Here is a 16,283-nt window from a genome sequence, read left to right on the forward strand (position 1 = left end):
ACGGCCTGGTCCATCAGCTCATCAAGATGACCGCCCCCGTGCCCGATTCGGGTTGGCCATTGCGGAGTGCCGCTGCGAAGCCCTGCCGGCGGCAAGCAGGCTTCTGCCCGGCCGGCTTCCCTTATCAGATACGGCATGTTCAGGTGCCCTGAAGTACCGCTCCGCTTATCAGTCGTCGCCCCAATCTGACAGGCTTAACGGCTTCTTCGACGGGCTTGGACTGCATCGGCGATTCGGCGTGCTGCTGTCTCTGGGTCCTCATGTTCCCACACGATGATCAACAGCCAGCCGGCTTGCTCGAGTTGCTCGCGGGTCTGCACGTCGCGGTTGACGTTCTTGGTGATCTTCTCAGTCCAGTACTGGTTGTTCGCTGTTGGCGGGCGGTGGTGTTGGGGGCAGCCGTGCCAGAAACAGCCGTAGACCTCGACAGCTACGAGGGCTGAGTGGAAGACGATATCGATCTTTCGTGGGATGTGCGGCAACGGTTTGGCGCAGACCCGATACCGCAGCCCTTTGGCATGCAGCGCGCGCCGAAGGGCCATCTCGGGGCCGGTGTCGCGGCTGCGGTTACCCTGCATAGCTCGTCGGGTTGCCGCGCTTGAGGCCCAAGACCTTTCTGGCATACCACACGGTAGAACACGGGCCAAAGGCCTGCGGCGGTCGAGAGGGCGGTCCGCTCATGATCGCGGTGACGAGGCCTCGGAAGTCGCAGACTGCTGCGTGGGAAGGGAGCTGCGGGCTGGGCGTGGAACTCTAGGCACCCACCACCGCGAGTTGGGGCGGTTCGGCGGCGCGCAGCTCACCACGAACGAGAGGCATCAGGTACTCGCGGGCGAGCCAGGAGACCACTGGCACGCAGACAGCATCACCGAAGCCGAACAGCGCCTGGTTTGTGCGCAGCCCGTCGAGGCAGTAGTCGCCCGCACCCATGAGGCGGGCGTACTCACGGGGGGTCATCCAGCGCACACGAACCTGGCCGTGGCCGGCCTCGACGACAGCTTGTTTAGACGAGCCACCTCGGGCAGTGCGCAGGCACCCCGCGATGTCGTCTGGCCGAATCTCCCACATCGGCTTTCCGCCTCGGGTGCGGCGGTAAGCGGTGCGGCGAGAGATCCTCCGGTCCTTGCGCAGTGCTTCAAGCCGTTCAGCCTGGATGCGCGACAGGGAGTCGAGGAACGCAGTGCGGCGCTGGTCATCCCACCACAGGTCACTGCCGGGTGGCACCTTCTCCGCAAGCTCGGTCAGCCCAGTGGTCCGGGGAGGAGGCGGGGCCGGCAACAGCGCACGATGGGTCGTGAGACTCGGATCTCCGAACGGCGCTTGCAGCCAGTCGGGCCGCAGCTCGCTATTGGGCACCGGCTCGTCCTCAGGTGGCTCCAACGCGCCGACCAGAAACAGCCGTGGACGAGACTGCGGCACGAAGCGTCGCGCGTCGATCGTGAGCACGTCAACGGAGTAGTCAAGCTCGTTGAGCGCGCGGATCGCAGCGGCCAGGTCCTCCCCGCCGTGGCTGGTCGCCAAGCCCACCACGTTCTCCAACGCCACGACGGGAGGCTGTCTGTCGCCCATCTCCCTCAGCACCCGCTCGAAATGCCAGAACGTGCCCGACTCGCTGCCCGCCAGACCACGGCGAGCGCCAGCGAGCGACAGGTCGGTGCAGGGAAACGATGCCCACGCGAGAGTCAGGCCATCAACCATCTGAGAGCCCTTCACGTCCGCTACGTCCCCGGGCTCGAAGGTGTGCCCGCCCTCAGGATCGTCGAAGTGCCGCTCGTACATCTCCTGCTTGGCTGGTTCGATGTCGTTCGACCAGACCACCTTGAACCCAGCGTCCTCCAAACCCATCCGAACCAGCCCAATCCCCGCGAAAAACTCGGCTGCGGTGGGCTTGCTACTGCCGACATCGGAAGGGATCAACGCTAGCTGGGTCACGGGCCCAACCTTACAAACCTAAGCTTCGCTGGTCGCCTAGCGGGGCCGCAGTCGACCAGGCTGGTCAGAACACGTGTGCGCGATCATCGAGCGCCACGATCTGGGCTGGAAGTAGACACGGGCTTGGACGCCGACCCGCGCGAAGCCCGTCACAGATTCTCGGGCAGCTCGATCAACAAGGAAGGGTCTGTCTCCGCTGCGGCAGCGCGCTCGTTGTAGGTCTCCAACAGCAGGCGCAATCCCGAACGGATGCCCTGCTCACGGAACTCGCCCATCTCCTCGACGTTGGTGCCCACGAAGTCCTCGACCGACTGAACCACCACGTGCTCTCCCACCTTGGCCAAGTCCGCCAGTTGCACGGCGGCGGCGAGCTTGGACTCGGGGACCAGGACCCGGGACCGATACCCTGCGACACCGTTGGCTTTGCATCGCCCCTCGAACAACGGCTGTCCTGGACTCATCGTCACGTGGATTGCCGTGTCGCCGACCAGGAAGTCACCCGGACGGGAAGTCTGCACGTCGGCTGTCGTGTAGCTGTCGTTACCGATCGTCATCTGAGGAAACCGCAGGGCGAGCTTCGCGCCCACGAGATGCTGCGCCACTGCGCCCGCCGTGTTGCCGCCTCGCTCCTGCGCCGCCTTAAGTAACGCGGCGACAGCCGCCCTGACCGGGGCGGTGGGAGAGAAGTCCGCCTTGATCCGCTGCTTGCCGAAGTACTCGGCACTGATCTGCTCGACGAACCACGCCTGCAGAGTCCAGGCCACCTGGCTCAGTTCGGTGGCGGGCAGGGACCGAAGGTCCAAGGCCCTTGGATGAGCGTCCAACAAGGCAACGAGTTCGACCGCGACTTCCTTGGTCATCCGCGAGGTCCTGCCGCCCTCCTTCAGGAACGGCCGATCCTCGCCGTGCTTATGGAGGATGCCTTGGGCTGCCCGCCCCCCAGCCCCCTTCACCTGAGAATCCGCGAGGTAGTCGGACCGCTTCAGCGGATAGGTCCGGGCAAGGTGCTCCGAGACGTAGAGGCCTGCACAGAAGACGTTGGCGTTGATGCCGCCTTTGCTGTTGCGCTTGGCCTCACGCCAACTCTCCAGTCCGTCGATGAGGTCACTCGCTATGGCCTCCACGGCGCGAGAACCGGAACCCACGAGAAACCCCCCGGACTTTCGACTGCACAACCCCGAGCATGGTACTGAACGAGCGAGCGCTTCACCGTCGCGACGTGGCCTCGCGGAGTCGTCACGGTACCGGCTTGTTGAGCTTTCGAGGTGGACGAGTACACGCGTTTCATGCGCGAAGCGTCTGGCTAGCGCCATGGCGGCGGCTCGGGCTCAGTGATCCGGCGGTGCAGGGCTTTGCGGTGTTCGGCTGCGAGTTCGCCGGTGGCGAGTAGGTCCTTGGCGCACTCGTCGGTGCCGTCGAGGTCGCCACGGCTAGCCAGGATGTTGAGCTTCTCCTGGAGCGCCTTCAGCGTCCCGTATCCCGTCCAGGTCTCGTCGCACGCGGCGAGGGCCTCGTCGTAGCGTCCCGCCTCGCGAAGGACCTCGATCAGCAACTCCCCGCAGCGGGTGACCAGGCAGATCGCCGCAGCGTGACAGCGCCGTCGAGGTCACCGCTACCAGTGGCGTTGCGTGCGGTGTAAGCGACACGGTCGCCGTCGTCGAGATTCGCCAACACCGCCACCCGGTCGAGTTCCGTCGCGTCGAGGGTGCCGGCCACGCCTCGAAGGCAACGCGGAACACGCCCCACACACCTTCTTAGAACATTCGTTCTAGTTTCGCGGTTTCGTCCTGGGGTGACCGCTCCTGACGCGCCGCCCTGCGTCCCGGGTAGCGATGCCGCCGCAGTGGTCGGGCGGCAGCAGCGGCTCGATACGTTAGGAGTTCATAGCCACCCAGTGCGGCAACGGTCGCCGACATTCGATCATCCACCGATCACCGCCGGGGCGTCGCCACTCAATCCACCCGCGTCGTCGACTCGCCGAACGGCGCTGTGACCGTCCGCAACTGAGCCGTCGGCGGCACCACCAAGGTGGAGCCGACGGCAGGCTGTCAGTAGCCGGTGCCGTCGTTCGTCTCGATGTCCTGGTTTGCGAGGCGTTCCTGGCGGGTGAGGTCTTCGAGTCGCTGCCGGAAGGTCGGGAAGTCGGTGATGGTTCTTGTCGGGTCGGTCCGCAGGGTGAAGTCTCGCCGTAGCGCTGCGATCTTGATTCTGAGGTCGTCGTGGGCGGCGGAGTCGTCGAGGCTGCTCTCGATCTCGCGGAGACGGCTCTCGGCGATCGTGCGGGTGGCACCGTCGCGGTAGTCATCGAGGAAGCTGCGGACGATGCGGCCCATCCGCTTCTCACGCCGCCGCTGGGTTTCGCTGATCGCGGCGTCCTCGAGCAGGTCGGTCAGATCGCTCAGGAGCGCGATGAAGTTGTCTTCCAGCGTCTTGACCTCGGGCGGGCGTCTGCTGCTGAGCGGAACCTGGTTGAGGTGGCTAACGACTTCACGGGCGAAGCCCACCTTGTCGATCCCGGCACCTATAGCTTCGCCGAAGCTGTCCTTGAGGCTGTCCCATAGTGGCCGGCCCTTGTCGAGCCGAGTCTTGAGATCCGTCTCCTTCAGCTTGGCAGCCTCGTCATCGTTGAGGCCCAGCAGCCGGATGGCGTAGTTCCTCGCGGCGTAGACAGCGATGCGTACGGGAACGAGATCTTCGATCTCGGTCACGTCACCAGACTTGGTGGAAGCGGCGACCTTTATGTCATCGGGTGGTGAAGCTGCGCGTTTGGTAGCCCAGGTGTCGAGACAGACGACGAACTTCGCGTCCAGGACGGGCTTGCGATTCGCCTCGCTGCGCCTGATCTTCTCGACGGCCATCCGGCCGGCGCTGTCACCGTCGAGAAGCGCGACGCACGGGGGCTTGATCGGATCGCGTCCGCGTGCGAGGTAGGCGATGTAGGGGACGCTGTCAGCGCTGCCGGCCGGCACGATCGTGACTTCGTTGAGGTCCAGCATCCGGGCGACGTCGGGCCGCCGGATCCGCAGAGCGTTGGACATTCCGGCCAGCATCACCTGGTCGGCGGATCCTTCGACGATGAGGTTTTTGCCGCCGATGAAGGCGGTTTCGGCCACGTAGCTGCCGAGTGAGGAGCGCAGCGGCTCGTAGTGGGTGCGGGCAACGTCGCGGACGACGCGGGTGCCCTCTTCTTGGGTGCCCTTGTCGAGGACCCTCAGCCGCTCTGCGGCGTTCTTGTTGATCAAGAAGGGTGAGTGGGTGACATAGATGACCTGGTCGGCGCGGACGCGGTCGTCGGGAATCGCGAAGTTCTCCAGCACCCGCAGCAGGTCCTGCTGCCCGGAGTTCGACAGGTAGGCGTCGGGTTCGTCCATGAGCAGGATCTCGTCGCGGTCCCCGGCCGGCCGGTGGGCTTTGAGCTGGACAAAGTAGGCGAGGAAGTGGGTCAGGCCGCGGCTGCGTTCGCCGAAGGAGTACTCCGCTCCGGTGCGGTCGCGGATGGTGAAGACAAGTTCGCGTTCCCGAGTGGTGACCCGGAGCTGGAAGTCGCTGTCCTGGCTCCACCAGCGCGACAGGTTCAGATGCCGCGCGAGGCTTTCGTTGATCTTGCCTTCGAGGCCACTGACCTCGCCTTCCTTGCCTTCGATAATGGCCTTCTGGAGCTCCTTGAAGATGCTCTCGTCGACGCGGGCAACATCGACGACCAACTTCTTGGCCAACGCCTGCGCTTCACGCTGACGCTTCTGCTCACGGCTCTCCGTCGTCGGAGTGGAGCGGCGGAAGAACCCCCACAGGCGCTGACCCCAGGCCGGCACGTCGGCGTCGTCGGCGGCTTCCTCTGCGGCGTCGAGGAATTCTCCCCGGACGCGACGGTCGGCGAGGTTGCCCAGCCGGCCGCCCCACAGTGACGCGATCGGCACGCTGTCGGGCACGGCGATGCTGGTGGAAAACCGCAGGACCTGCGGCAGGATGGCTTCGAGGGCTTTCACCTTGGCCGGATCGTCGAGTTCGACGAGGTCTTCGTCGGCGAGGATAAAGGGGTGTCCGTGGCCTGGCCGCATGAACAGGAAGGTCTGGCCCACCTCCCTGGTGACTTCGAGTGTCGCAAGGGTCTCAGCGTCGGCCTGCCGGGTGACGGTGAAGACAGCACCGACGTCGGGTACCCGGACCTCGTCGGTCTCGACCGAGAACAGCTGCGAGTAGCGACAGAAGTCGCTGCGAGTGACCTCACGGACGCCCATCACGCATTCGATGGCGTCGAGCAGGTGGCTCTTGCCGGACTCGTTCGCCCCGACGATCGCGGTGATCTGCGGTTCGACGTCGAGGCGCACGTGGGGATACCAGCCTTCCGGCAGGACCTCCCACGGCTGGCGCTGGGCCCTCTCGTTGGCCCGGCGCTCGTAGTCGAAGTTGAACGACTTGAAGAATCTGATGTACACCCGCGAGAGGCGCACGGGCTCCTCCTCGACAACAACACATCCGCCTGGCACCGATGCCAGCGGCCTGCGAGGAATCTAGCCAAGGGGTACGACAGAAACGCTCATTCACCAGGGCGATCGCCTTCACCGGAACTTCGGTCGAAGCTCGCACTGGAGGTGAGACGCTATCGCGTCCGACCTGGGAGGGGGTCGGCTGCCGCCCCGGTCGGTCAAATGTCGATCTCGGCGGTGACGAGGTGGTGGTCGGACGGGAACGGTGGCCCGTCGGGGATGTGGACCTGGTAGCTGTTGGGGATGACGTGTGGGCGCATGGTCTTGTTGACCAGGAGGTAGTCGATGAGGTCGGGGCCGCCTTCACCGGGCTTGTCGATGACGGTGGGCGCGATGGCGAGGTCGGGGTTGGCGAGCCAGGTGAGTTCGGCGATGGCGTGGTAGCCGGCACCGTCGAGTCGGCGGTTGGCGGTGGGATCCCATCGGCCGATGAGGTGGTCGAGGGCGGCGGTGTCGGCTTCCCAGTGTCCTTCGGGGGTGCCGTCGTCGATCCGCTTGCCTTTGTGGGTGCGGGTGTGGTGGTTCGCGGTGTGCCAGTTTCGTTGGGGGAAATGCGGGCCGCTGGCGGTGGAGTTGAGGTCTCCGCCGCCAATGAAGGGGAGCGGGTCGTTGCCGTAGCAGTCGAGGAGTTTCGCTTCGTCGAGGCGGGCGGTGCCGCTGCGGGAGTTGAAGTGGGCGACCTAGGCGCCGAACTCGGCCCCGGTGGCGTTGGTGCGGAAGCGGCCGACGTTGCGTTTGTCGGGGAAGACGTCGGGGTCGTGGGGGTCGTCGCCTGGCCAGGCCAGGTGGGTGACGAGGTAGGTGTTGTAGAAGATGGCGGGTGGGATGGGTCCGTGTTGGCTGGTGCCGAGGAGGCCGGTGTAGGGGGCGTGGAGTGCCTCGGTGAGGGTTTTCTCCGCCAGGCGTAAGCCCTCATGTTGGTTTCGCCGGTAGTGCTTGGCCTCGCAGAACAGGATGATCGCAGGCGGAGTGTCGAGGCCGGCGAACGTCTGTTGCAGGGGCCGCATGTTGAAGGCTCCGTCGCGGTAGCCGCCCGCCTCGTAGTTGTAGGTCGCGATCAGCAGGCGCGTCATAGGTGGGTCCCTTCGGGAGTGGTGGATGGCGTTGACTGGCGCGAATGCCCCGTGGGGCCGGGCACAACGTGGGGGTGTGGGCGCAGAGCCGGCCCGCCTGGACGGTGCGGTGCGGGACGAGGTTCGGAGGGCTCGTTGTCGTCGGGACACCCGTTGTCGCTGCTGGTGCGGCGGTTTCGGTTCGCGGTGAGGTGGTGTACTCCGGTCCAGCCGCTGGGGATCTCCCATTGCATGCCGATGGCGTCGAGGGCGGCAATCTTGTCTCGGGGGAGGTTGTCGTCGCGTCGTGCGATGCGTTGGGTGTGGATCCACCGGGATAGGTCGATGTCGCCTTCGCGGTGGCCTCTGCGCGGGAGCAGGTGTCCTTCGCGGTGGGTGAACGTGGTAGCGGTGGCGAGGTTGCGGTGCCAAACGGCGTCGCGGATTGACCAGTGCATGCCGAGTGCTTCCAGGGCACGTGTGCGGTCGTCGTTGAGGCGTCCGAGTCGGTGGTCGGTGCGTCGGGCGGCGAGCCAGTCGTAGAGGTTGATGCCGTTGACGGTCATGCCGTAGGGGACCTGGATGTGGCCGTGGGTTGTGTGGAAGTGCTGCAGGGCCGCGAAGCCGACCTCGTAGGAGCGCTGTCTAGCGGTCCAGTCGATTCCGAGGGCGGTGAGGGCGGCGACCCGGTTGTCGGGGAGGGTGTTCTTGCGGTGGTAGCGGCGCTGTTGTCCTAGCCACAGGTTGAGGTCGAGTCCGTCGATGACGTGGCCGGTGGGCACGTCGAGGTGGCCGTGTTGACGTGGAACGCGCTGGCGGCGGCGATGCCCCGTTCCCAGGCCCGCGTCATGGGTGTCCAGTCGAAGCCGATGTCGTTGAGGTGCTGGACCCGGTCCTGGGGAAGCCTGTGTGCCTCGTGCTCGGCGCGTTGCCGGGCGACCCAGCGTTCCAGTCGCACCCCGTGGCTGACGTGTCCGGCGGGCACCCGCAGGTGTCCGTGCTCGGCGTGGAACGCGCGCAGGGCGGCGTACCCGACGAGCCATTCCGAGGTGGTTTCCTCCAGCACCCGCACGGTGAGCGTGCGTAGCAGGTCCTCGGAGGCGTAGCCGTCGGGGAGGCGGACGAGCAGTCGCGGCGGCAGCGTCGCGGCGCCCGTGGACAGCTTGGTGCGCTGGTTGTCGAGGTCGGCGGCCAGGCCCTGGTCGTGGGCGCGCAGCGCGCGCAGTACCTGCAGCAGGGTGGTCCATTCGGTCAGGTCCGCGTTCAGGTCGCTGGTGGTCTCGGCCGGGTCGTCAGGCAGCAGGACCGGCAGGAGGATGGTGGCGATGCCGGACCCGGCGGGGTTGCGGCGCAGTGTCCGGCCGACGGCCTGGATGACGTCGGGCTCGGACTCCTTCGGGGCGGTGAAGACGACGGCGTCGACGGCGGGCACGTCGACGCCTTCGCCGAGGCACCGCGAGTTGGAGATCACCGTCCAGCCGTCCTCGGGCGGGTCGGTGAGGTGGGCCAGGTGGATCTGCCGCTGCGTCATCGTCTGGGTGCCGTCGACGTGTCCGACGGTCAGGCGGCCCTTCGGGCGGTCCTGCTCGGGCAGGGCCGTCAGGGTGGCCGGCAGGGTGCGGGAGAACTCCTGGGACTGGGCCACCCGTGGGGTGAAGACCAGTATCCGGCGAAGGCCGAACTCGGCGGCGGCGCGGGCGAGCGCGGTCTGCACCACCGCGGTGCGCAGCGGCGCCGCCCCCGCACGGACGACGGCGTGGGGGTCGAGGCGACGCAGGTTCGACAGTGCTTCCGCGGAGGTCACCCCGATGACCACGATGCGGTAGTCGTCGAGCCAGCCATCGGCGATCGCGCTCGCGAACGGGTAGTCGTAGTGGACCGGGCCGAAGGTGTCCGCGTCGTCCATCGACAACACGTCCTCACCGCGACGGCCCGCGCGGCGTCGTGCGCTGAGCACTCGTGGTGTGGCGGTCATGTACAGCCGTCGGGTGGCGGGCAGGTGCTCGTCACGGTGCACGAGGGCGACGTGTTTGCCGGGCCATCCGGCGGTGTGGTGCGCCTCGTCGATGACCAACAGACTCGCGAAGGTGTCGGCGGCGTGCAGCCCTTCACCCACCAACGCGGCGGAGGCGTGGGTGACCAGGATGAGCCGCATCCGGTTGGTGGGGGTTCGTCGGACCCAGTCCGCGATCTCGCCCGGCCGGGTGGTGACCGGACAGTGAAGGTCGGTCGTGTGCACCGCCGTGTCGGCGATGGTGTCGTCGCTGCACACCGCGAGTACCTGCGCCGCCATGCCGGCGGCGGCCCACACCGTCAGGGTCTGCGCGAGCAGGGGCAGCGACGGGCAGGCCACCACCACCAGCCCGGTCGGGCACAGCCGTACGGCGGCGTGCACCGCGACAAGTGACTTGCCGCTACCGCAGGCGGCCCGGAACTGGCCACGACCACCCTCGGCCTGACCCTTCACGATCGCCTCGACGGCCTCCTGTTGGTAGTCCCGCAGCGGCGGCAGCTTCCCGACCGGTCGTGAGCCGCTCACCGTCGGGCCCTCCTCCGGCGCGTTCCGACCGATGGGTTGCGGGGACTGCGCAGCCCCAGCGCAACCGGGTCGACACCCTGATCCGGGCGCGAGGAGCCGCCAGGGGGCCGAAGATCCGGACGGGCGTAATCCCCGCCCACCGCTGCGAGACGTTGTCCTGCGCCTGCCCGGAGGGTGGGGTGCTGGCAGCCGGCCGCCGGGGTGTGGGTGTTCGGGGTGCGGCGGCTGTCGACGTAGAGCCGGTAGCTGGCCGCTTCGGCGATGATCACCGCTGGGAAGTCGGGTCCCAGGCGCGGGTCCTGGGGTGGGATGGGGCCGGCGAGGACGCTGTGGGCGGCGAGGAGGATCCCGCTGTGCTCGTCGATGGTGAGGATGTCGCGCCACGGCACGCCGGAGCGGTTGGTGTACGGGAGGATGACATCCATGCCGGGGCGCCCGACGCGGTCGGTGACGCCGCTCTGCGCGAGGAGACCGGGCTGCTCCGCGAGGAGCCGCAGGACCGCGGCCCGAACCGGCCGGGTGAGCGCGTGCCGTTCGTAGAGCATCGCGATGCCACCGACGATGTCCTGGGGGCGGGTCTCACCGGGACCGCCCGCGATGAGCAGATGGGTACGCAAAGCGTCGGGTTGTCTCGGTGGTGGCTGGTCGAACCGGTCCCCGGTCCGGCCGGCCCAGCTGCCGCTTCCGCCGTCGGGGATGCAGCTTCCGCTCTCGACGTGCACGCTGACCAGCCGCCCGTCGGCGGCATCGTCGGTACGCCACAGCTGGTCGACGCGGACCCGTTCGGGCCATCCGGTCGGGCCGGGTGGCCCGATGACGTCGCGGTACCAGGTGCGGCGCTCGACGTACTGGAAGTCGCCACGAGTGGTGTCAGCGGGTGCGTCGGCGAGGGTGCCGGCCAGGCGGGTCAGGACCGGTCCGGCCGGGACCGGTGGGGTACTGCTCGGGGGCGTTGTCGGCCCCGGCGGCGTGGGGTTCACCTCGACGGGCGGTCCGGCGCAGGCGGTGAGGAGAAGTGACACGGCGAGCAGCAGCGCGCCGGTCCGGGTTCGGGTCATCGCGTGGCCTGTGCCGTGTCGATCGTGGGTTCGTGGGAGCGGTCGACGATGAGGGTGTATGAGCGCAGGTGTGGTGCGTTCTTGTCCATGCCGGGTGGCGGGCCGAGGTCGGTGCTCTCGTGGGCGAGGACCCCGCCGGCTCGGTCGATGATCAGGGTGTCGCGGGCCTGTCGGTGTTCGACGGCGACGGTGATACCGGCCCGGCCGGCCCGGTCTGCGGCCGTGCCCTGGCAGATGACGGCCTCGGCGGTGGCGAGGAGCCGGAGCAGGGCGATCCGGGTGGCCGGGGCGGGGTGTTGGGTGAGATGAACGTCCACGACCGCGCGGATGATCCACTGCGGGCCCATCTCGGGCGGCTGGGCTGCGGCGAGGTGGGTGGCGAGGGTGTGCGGGTCGGTGGGGGTCGGCTCGGGGAGCGGTGCGGGGATTCCCCCGGCGGGATGGTCGGTGACGGTGTGGCTGGCGGAGCCGGGTGTGGTGCTGACAGTGCGACCGGACCCGTCAGCGGCCCGCCACTGCCACGTCTCGGTGATGATGATCGTGCGGCTGCTGGTCCCCGACGGGATCATGGTGTCCTGCGCGGCCCAGGACCGAGTGTGTGTGCGGGTGTACGCGGCGGGGCTCGCCGGGGTGGCGTTGGCCGAACGGCTGGCGTTGGCCGCCGTGGCGAGCGTGTCGGCCAACTGCGCGAGGCACGGTGCGGTGATGACGGCTGCGGCCGGCGTGCCGCCGGGGACGGTGCTGAGGCCTGCGGGGATCACCGCCGGCTCGGCGCCCGGGCGGTCGCCTCCGGTGCGGACCGGATATGCGATGACTGCCGTCAGGGCGATGGTGACGGCGACCAGGGCGACCAGCAGTGGCGGACGCCACGGGTTGCCCCTGCGCCGGTGCAGGGTCTGCGCGTCGAGTGGAGTCATGACTGTTGCCTCATCGTCGGTTGTCTGGACGTGACGGAGGAGCTGATCGGCCCGTGCCGCGGGGCTGGCCGGGTCAGCTAGCCGTGGCTGCGTTCCGGCGGTGCCGGAGAGAGAAGCTGCAGGAGGTCGCGGATGGCGTGGGTGACGGTGGGATACGAGGGCACGGTTGGTGGTTGCGGCGCGGTGGCCGCCGGCTGGCGGGTGATCCAGATCGGGACCATGCCGGCGGCGAGGGCGCCTTCGACGTCGGCGTGCCAGCTGTCGCCGATGTGGAGAAACCGGCTCGGGTCGACGTTCAGCGCTCGGCTGCACGCGTGGAAGAGTCCGGGGTCGGGCTTCGCGAGGCCGCTGTCCGGACCGCAGACGATGGCCGTGACGAACTCGGTGAGAGCCGCCTTGTCCAGCTTCCGCTGGACCGAGGCACGGTGCCCGTTACTGCAGACCGCTACCGGCACCAGGTCGGTCAGCTCTCGCAGGAGGCCACGTAGTTCCGGGTCCGGGGCGATCATGGCGAGCTGGGCGCCGACGCAGGTGTGTACCACACGGTCCAGGTCGCTGGTGTCCAGCGTGACGCCCACGCTCCGCAGAGCTGTCCGCCAGACGCGTCGACGAAGGTCTTGCAGGCCGCAGGCGCCCGCTGCGGCGGGATGCCGCCAGTGGGCGGCGAATGCCGCGTGGTAGGCGTCGATCAGTGCGCCTGGGTCGACGCGGGAGGTGAGGGTGGCCGCGAGTTGGGCTCCCGCCCGCACGCCGTGAGCCAGGCTGCTGCTGGCGTCGACGAGTGTGTCGTCGACGTCGAAGCTGATGGCCTCGAGTGGTCGTGGCGGCGTCGTGCCGAGTCGCGTGTGCAGGTACGCCGCCAGCACCGGCAGCGTGTCGGTGGGCTGGTCGCTGACGAGGGTGCGGGAGTTGGTCAGCATGCGATGGACCCCGTTGCGCTCGTTCCTGCCCGCGGCGTGGGCTTCACCTCGCCACGCTTTCGCCTCCGCGGGGGAACGGAGGAGTGGAACCGGGTTGACCAGGGTTGGTTGGTGGTGCCGAGGGCGTGTTCGGCCAGTCGGAGAAGTTGGATGTCCGAGGTGCCGGCGGGGGCGACGATGTGCAGGGCGTCGCGGAAGTAGCGTTCGATGGGCGACTGGGCGGGGTGGAGGCCGTGCGCGGCGTGGATCTCCATCGCGGTGCGGGCGGAGTCGATCGCGTGTTCGGCGTTGACCAGTTTGGCGTTGACAAGTTCCGCGTCGCAGGGCCGCCCGCTGTCGAGCAGGTGTACGGCGTGGTAAGCGGCCAGGCGGGCGGTCATCAGCCGGGACTGGATGGCGCCGATGCGCTGTTTCACCGTGGGCAGCTCGGCCAGGGGTTTGCCGTAGCGGCGCTGGCCGGTCGCGTACGCGACGGTGATGTCGAGGACGGCCTGGTGGATGCCGAGGGCGACGGCCGTGAGGTTGGGTCTGCCGTACAGGACGCTGGAGGAGTAGGCCACGTCGAGGCCGTCGCCTTCGGCGCCGAGCCGGTTCGCCGCCGGGACACGGCAGTTGTCGAAGACGATCTCGCCGAAGCTGAAACCGTGCAGGCCCATGCTCGGCTGGTGCGGGGTGAGACGCACGCCGGGCCGGTCGGCTTCGACGAGGAACGCGGACAGCCCACGGGAGCCGGGGCCGGTGCGGGCCACGACGCCGTGCAGATCACCGATGTGGCTGTTACCGACGAAGGTCTTCGTGCCGGTGAGGAGGTAGTCGTCGCCGTCGCGCACGGCGGTGGTGGTGATACCGAGGACGTGGCTGCCGGATCCGGGTTCGGTGACGGCGATGGTGGGCAGGCAGGCGCCGGCGGCGATGGCGGGCAGCCAGGTCTGTTTCTGCGCCTCGCTGCCGAAGTGGATGATCTTCGCGGTGCCGAGTTGGGATGCCTGGAGCATGGCGCCCATGGCGGCCGAGACCCGGGACAGCTCCTCGATGATGAGTGTCTTGGCGAGGTGACCGAGTCCGAGGCCTCCGTAGGTGGGGTCGATCGTGGCGCCGAGCCATCCTTGGCGGGCGATCTGCCGGGACAGGTCCTGCGCCACGCTGCGGTCCGCCTCCAGCTCCGTGATGCGGGGCCGGACCTCGGCCTCGGCGAACGCTCGGACCGTGTCCCGCAGTCGGGTGTGGCGGGGGGTGAGGTGGTAGCCGTCGACCATCTGCCGCTCTCCTCGTGGGTCGCCAACGGTGTCCGTCGGTGGCGGTGGGTTACGCCATGGGCAGGGCCGTGGCGGGGTCACCAGCAGTTCCTGGGATGTGAGCTGCCGGTCTGGGCAGCGAGGCGACGAAGGATGTCTCGTGCGCGGGGGCGCGATCAGGGCTGTCGGGCTGTGGGCCCGTTACCGGGGGTGGTGTTCTCGCTGGCTGATCCGTGCGGACAGCTCGGCCGCCCAGGTCTTGATGGTGGTGAGTCCCTGCTGTCCCCAGGTGCGGGATTCGGTGCCGACCACGCAGATCGTTCCGAGGGTGGTGCCGGTGTGGTCGATGAGCGGGGCGCCCATGTAGGTGCGGATGCCGAGTTGGTCGACGACCGGGTTGCCGGCGAACCGCGGGTAGGAACAGACGTCGTCGAGGACCAGCGCGCGTCGCCGGTGCACGACGTGCGGGCAGAATCCCTGGTCTCGTGACATCCGGCGACCGGTTTCGAGGGGCGTGGCCGCTGCCGACACGCCGGGCTGCGTGGTCCGGCCGGTGTAGAGGCCGGCGAAGAACTGGCCGTTCTCGTCGAGGAAGTTCACCATCGCCCACGGCATCTCCGTGACGTCGGCGAGGTTGCGGGCGAAGTCGTCGAACTCCCGCTCCGGTCTGCCGAGACCGAGCGCCCGCAGCCGGTGGAGCCGCTGGGGTGCCTCCGGGTCGGGCGGAGTCAGGGGTGGGGGTTCGAAGTTGTCGCTGGTCATGCGCGATCACCTACCTCGGTCGGTGCGGAGCTGGCGTGTGTGGGAGAGGGAGCGGCGAGCAGGTGCCGCACGAGTGTCACCAGGACGGTGGTCGCGGACCACCGGTCGCGGGCGTCACACATCACGATCGGTGCCGCGGGCGGCAGGCCGAGGGCTTCGCGCACCTCCTGCGGGTGGTGCCGGTAGGCGCCGTCGAACTCGTTGACGGCAACCAGGAACCGCATGCCGCGGGACTCGAAGAAGTCCACGGCGGCGAAGCAGTCCGGCAGGCGGCGGGTGTCGACCAGCACCACCGCGCCGAGGGCGCCGTGGCTCAGTTCGTCCCACAGGAACCAGAACCGGTCCTGCCCGGGCGCGCCGAACAGGTACAGCACGCTGTCGCGGTCGATGGTGATGCGACCGAAGTCCAGGGCCACCGTGGTGGTCGTCTTCGCTGCTATCCCGGCGAGGTCGTCGGTGCCGACGCTGGCGGTGGTGAGCAGTTCCTCGGTGCGCAGCGGCGGGATCTCGCTGGTGGCCGTGATGAAGGTGGTCTTCCCGACCCCGAACCCGCCGGCGACCAACACCTTGAGCGCGTTCGGCGCCCAGTCAGAGTCGCTGTTGGAGGCCGACAAGGAGCTTCTCCAGGATCGATCGGTCGGTGGGGTCGGCGGCCGGGCTGGGTGGGCGGGTCAGGACCGCGCCGACTGCGACAAGGTCCGACAGCACCACCTTCGTGACCGCGGCCGGCAGCCTCATCCGGGCGGCCACCTCGGCGACCGTGGTCGCCACGCCGCACAGGCCCAGCGCCACGTCGTGGTCCGGCTCCAACCGCCCTCGGGGACGCACACCGGTGGCGACCACCCACGACAACAGGTCCATCGCCGTGGTGGGGCGGGTCCGTCCCGCGCTGACCGTGTAGGGGCGCACCAGGCGCCCGGCCGCCTCGTCGAGCCACGTCTCTCGATGCGCGCTGCGGGAGGTCATGACGGGACGGGAGACGGTGCGCCGCTTCGGGCCGGTGTCGCCAGATACGGTCGGACGCTCTTGACCATCTGCGACATCTCGTAGCCGAGCACGCCGACGTCGGCCTGGCGGCCCGCCAGCACCGCCAGCACCCCGCCTTCGCCCGCCGCGGTGACGAACAGCAGCGTCTCGTCGAGCTCGGCCACCACCTGCCGCACACCAGAACCCCCGTTGAACATCTGTCCGGCGCTGCGGGTCAGGGAGAACAGCCCGGAGGCGATCGCCGCCAGGTAGTCCGCGTCGTCGTCGGCCAGTCCGTGAACGGCGCGAGGCAGCCCGTCGGAGGACAGCAGCAGCGCGCTGCGGGTGTGCGGCACCCGCTCGACCAACCCGGACAGCAGCCACGCCAGTTCCTGGCCAGACGTACCGGTCATCG

General features: G+C 68.6%; 17 protein-coding genes. All 17 read right to left on the reverse strand.

Annotated features, from left to right (window positions below):
• Nucleotides 1-194: 194 nt before the first annotated feature.
• Nucleotides 195-623: a very short patch repair endonuclease gene (locus AB0K25_RS00550; RefSeq protein WP_363817411.1), complete on the reverse strand. Its 429-nt coding sequence runs from the start codon at nt 621-623 to the stop codon at nt 195-197.
• A gap of 130 nt (nt 624-753) precedes the next feature.
• A complete protein-coding gene (locus AB0K25_RS00555) occupies nt 754-1,932 on the reverse strand; it encodes a DNA cytosine methyltransferase (RefSeq protein WP_363817414.1) in 1,179 nt (392 codons plus the stop codon).
• Nucleotides 1,933-2,081: 149 nt separating this feature from the next.
• The gene (locus AB0K25_RS00560) at nt 2,082-3,077 is read right to left on the reverse strand and encodes a DUF4928 family protein (RefSeq protein ID WP_363817417.1); all 996 of its coding nucleotides are present in this window, start codon (nt 3,075-3,077) and stop codon (nt 2,082-2,084) included.
• Nucleotides 3,078-3,235: 158 nt separating this feature from the next.
• A complete protein-coding gene (locus AB0K25_RS00565; protein ID WP_363817420.1) occupies nt 3,236-3,484 on the reverse strand; it encodes a hypothetical protein in 249 nt (82 codons plus the stop codon).
• Nucleotides 3,478-3,648, reverse strand: a complete 171-nt coding sequence (locus tag AB0K25_RS00570; RefSeq protein WP_363817423.1) for a hypothetical protein — start codon at nt 3,646-3,648, stop codon at nt 3,478-3,480. Before AB0K25_RS00570 ends, AB0K25_RS00565 begins: the two co-directional genes overlap by 7 nt.
• A gap of 332 nt (nt 3,649-3,980) precedes the next feature.
• On the reverse strand, nt 3,981-6,383 hold the full coding sequence (locus AB0K25_RS00575) for an AAA family ATPase (protein ID WP_363817426.1): 2,403 nt from the start codon (nt 6,381-6,383) through the stop codon (nt 3,981-3,983).
• Between the two features lie 716 nt (nt 6,384-7,099).
• Nucleotides 7,100-7,492, reverse strand: a complete 393-nt coding sequence (locus AB0K25_RS00580; RefSeq protein WP_363817429.1) for a hypothetical protein — start codon at nt 7,490-7,492, stop codon at nt 7,100-7,102.
• Complete coding sequence (locus AB0K25_RS00585; RefSeq protein WP_363817432.1) at nt 7,489-8,253, reverse strand: helicase associated domain-containing protein; 765 nt, start codon at nt 8,251-8,253, stop codon at nt 7,489-7,491. Before AB0K25_RS00585 ends, AB0K25_RS00580 begins: the two co-directional genes overlap by 4 nt.
• Nucleotides 8,205-10,010: a Helicase associated domain protein gene (locus tag AB0K25_RS00590; protein WP_363817435.1), complete on the reverse strand. Its 1,806-nt coding sequence runs from the start codon at nt 10,008-10,010 to the stop codon at nt 8,205-8,207. Before AB0K25_RS00590 ends, AB0K25_RS00585 begins: the two co-directional genes overlap by 49 nt.
• The gene (locus AB0K25_RS00595) at nt 10,007-11,068 is read right to left on the reverse strand and encodes a hypothetical protein (RefSeq protein WP_363817438.1); all 1,062 of its coding nucleotides are present in this window, start codon (nt 11,066-11,068) and stop codon (nt 10,007-10,009) included. The genes AB0K25_RS00590 and AB0K25_RS00595 overlap by 4 nt, the downstream gene beginning before the upstream one ends.
• A complete protein-coding gene (locus AB0K25_RS00600; RefSeq protein ID WP_363817441.1) occupies nt 11,065-11,985 on the reverse strand; it encodes a hypothetical protein in 921 nt (306 codons plus the stop codon). Before AB0K25_RS00600 ends, AB0K25_RS00595 begins: the two co-directional genes overlap by 4 nt.
• A 77-nt stretch (nt 11,986-12,062) precedes the next feature.
• Nucleotides 12,063-12,905, reverse strand: coding sequence for an HAD family hydrolase (locus AB0K25_RS00605; protein ID WP_363817444.1), 843 nt, complete (start codon nt 12,903-12,905; stop codon nt 12,063-12,065).
• Nucleotides 12,899-14,161: an acyl-CoA dehydrogenase family protein gene (locus tag AB0K25_RS00610; protein WP_363817447.1), complete on the reverse strand. Its 1,263-nt coding sequence runs from the start codon at nt 14,159-14,161 to the stop codon at nt 12,899-12,901. The genes AB0K25_RS00605 and AB0K25_RS00610 overlap by 7 nt, the downstream gene beginning before the upstream one ends.
• 180 nt (nt 14,162-14,341) lie before the next feature.
• Nucleotides 14,342-14,902 (reverse strand): GAF domain-containing protein, encoded by a 561-nt coding sequence (locus tag AB0K25_RS00615; RefSeq protein WP_363817450.1) that lies wholly within the window; start codon nt 14,900-14,902, stop codon nt 14,342-14,344.
• Entirely contained in the window at nt 14,899-15,516 is a 618-nt protein-coding gene (locus tag AB0K25_RS00620) for an ATP/GTP-binding protein (RefSeq protein WP_363817453.1), read from the reverse strand. The genes AB0K25_RS00615 and AB0K25_RS00620 overlap by 4 nt, the downstream gene beginning before the upstream one ends.
• Nucleotides 15,491-15,868: a DUF742 domain-containing protein gene (locus AB0K25_RS00625; RefSeq protein WP_363817456.1), complete on the reverse strand. Its 378-nt coding sequence runs from the start codon at nt 15,866-15,868 to the stop codon at nt 15,491-15,493. Before AB0K25_RS00625 ends, AB0K25_RS00620 begins: the two co-directional genes overlap by 26 nt.
• Nucleotides 15,865-16,281: a roadblock/LC7 domain-containing protein gene (locus AB0K25_RS00630; protein ID WP_363817459.1), complete on the reverse strand. Its 417-nt coding sequence runs from the start codon at nt 16,279-16,281 to the stop codon at nt 15,865-15,867. The genes AB0K25_RS00625 and AB0K25_RS00630 overlap by 4 nt, the downstream gene beginning before the upstream one ends.
• Between the last annotated feature and the right edge of the window lie 2 nt (nt 16,282-16,283).

Source organism: Micromonospora sp. NPDC049257, assembly GCF_040678915.1.
Taxonomy (GTDB): Bacteria; Actinomycetota; Actinomycetes; order Mycobacteriales; family Micromonosporaceae; genus Micromonospora; species Micromonospora antibiotica.

Excerpts from the sequence above, each read along its gene's own strand:
- AB0K25_RS00550 (WP_363817411.1), bottom strand. The coding sequence starts at position 623 with ATGCCAGAAAGGTCTTGGGCCTCAAGCGCGGCAACCCGACGAGCTATG.
- AB0K25_RS00580 (WP_363817429.1), bottom strand. The coding sequence starts at position 7,492 with ATGACGCGCCTGCTGATCGCGACCTACAACTACGAGGCGGGCGGCTAC.
- AB0K25_RS00595 (WP_363817438.1), bottom strand. The coding sequence starts at position 11,068 with ATGACCCGAACCCGGACCGGCGCGCTGCTGCTCGCCGTGTCACTTCTC.
- AB0K25_RS00600 (WP_363817441.1), bottom strand. The coding sequence starts at position 11,985 with ATGACTCCACTCGACGCGCAGACCCTGCACCGGCGCAGGGGCAACCCG.
- AB0K25_RS00605 (WP_363817444.1), bottom strand. The coding sequence starts at position 12,905 with ATGCTGACCAACTCCCGCACCCTCGTCAGCGACCAGCCCACCGACACG.
- AB0K25_RS00610 (WP_363817447.1), bottom strand. The coding sequence starts at position 14,161 with ATGGTCGACGGCTACCACCTCACCCCCCGCCACACCCGACTGCGGGAC.
- AB0K25_RS00615 (WP_363817450.1), bottom strand. The coding sequence starts at position 14,902 with ATGACCAGCGACAACTTCGAACCCCCACCCCTGACTCCGCCCGACCCG.
- AB0K25_RS00625 (WP_363817456.1), bottom strand. The coding sequence starts at position 15,868 with ATGACCTCCCGCAGCGCGCATCGAGAGACGTGGCTCGACGAGGCGGCC.
- AB0K25_RS00630 (WP_363817459.1), bottom strand. The coding sequence starts at position 16,281 with ATGACCGGTACGTCTGGCCAGGAACTGGCGTGGCTGCTGTCCGGGTTG.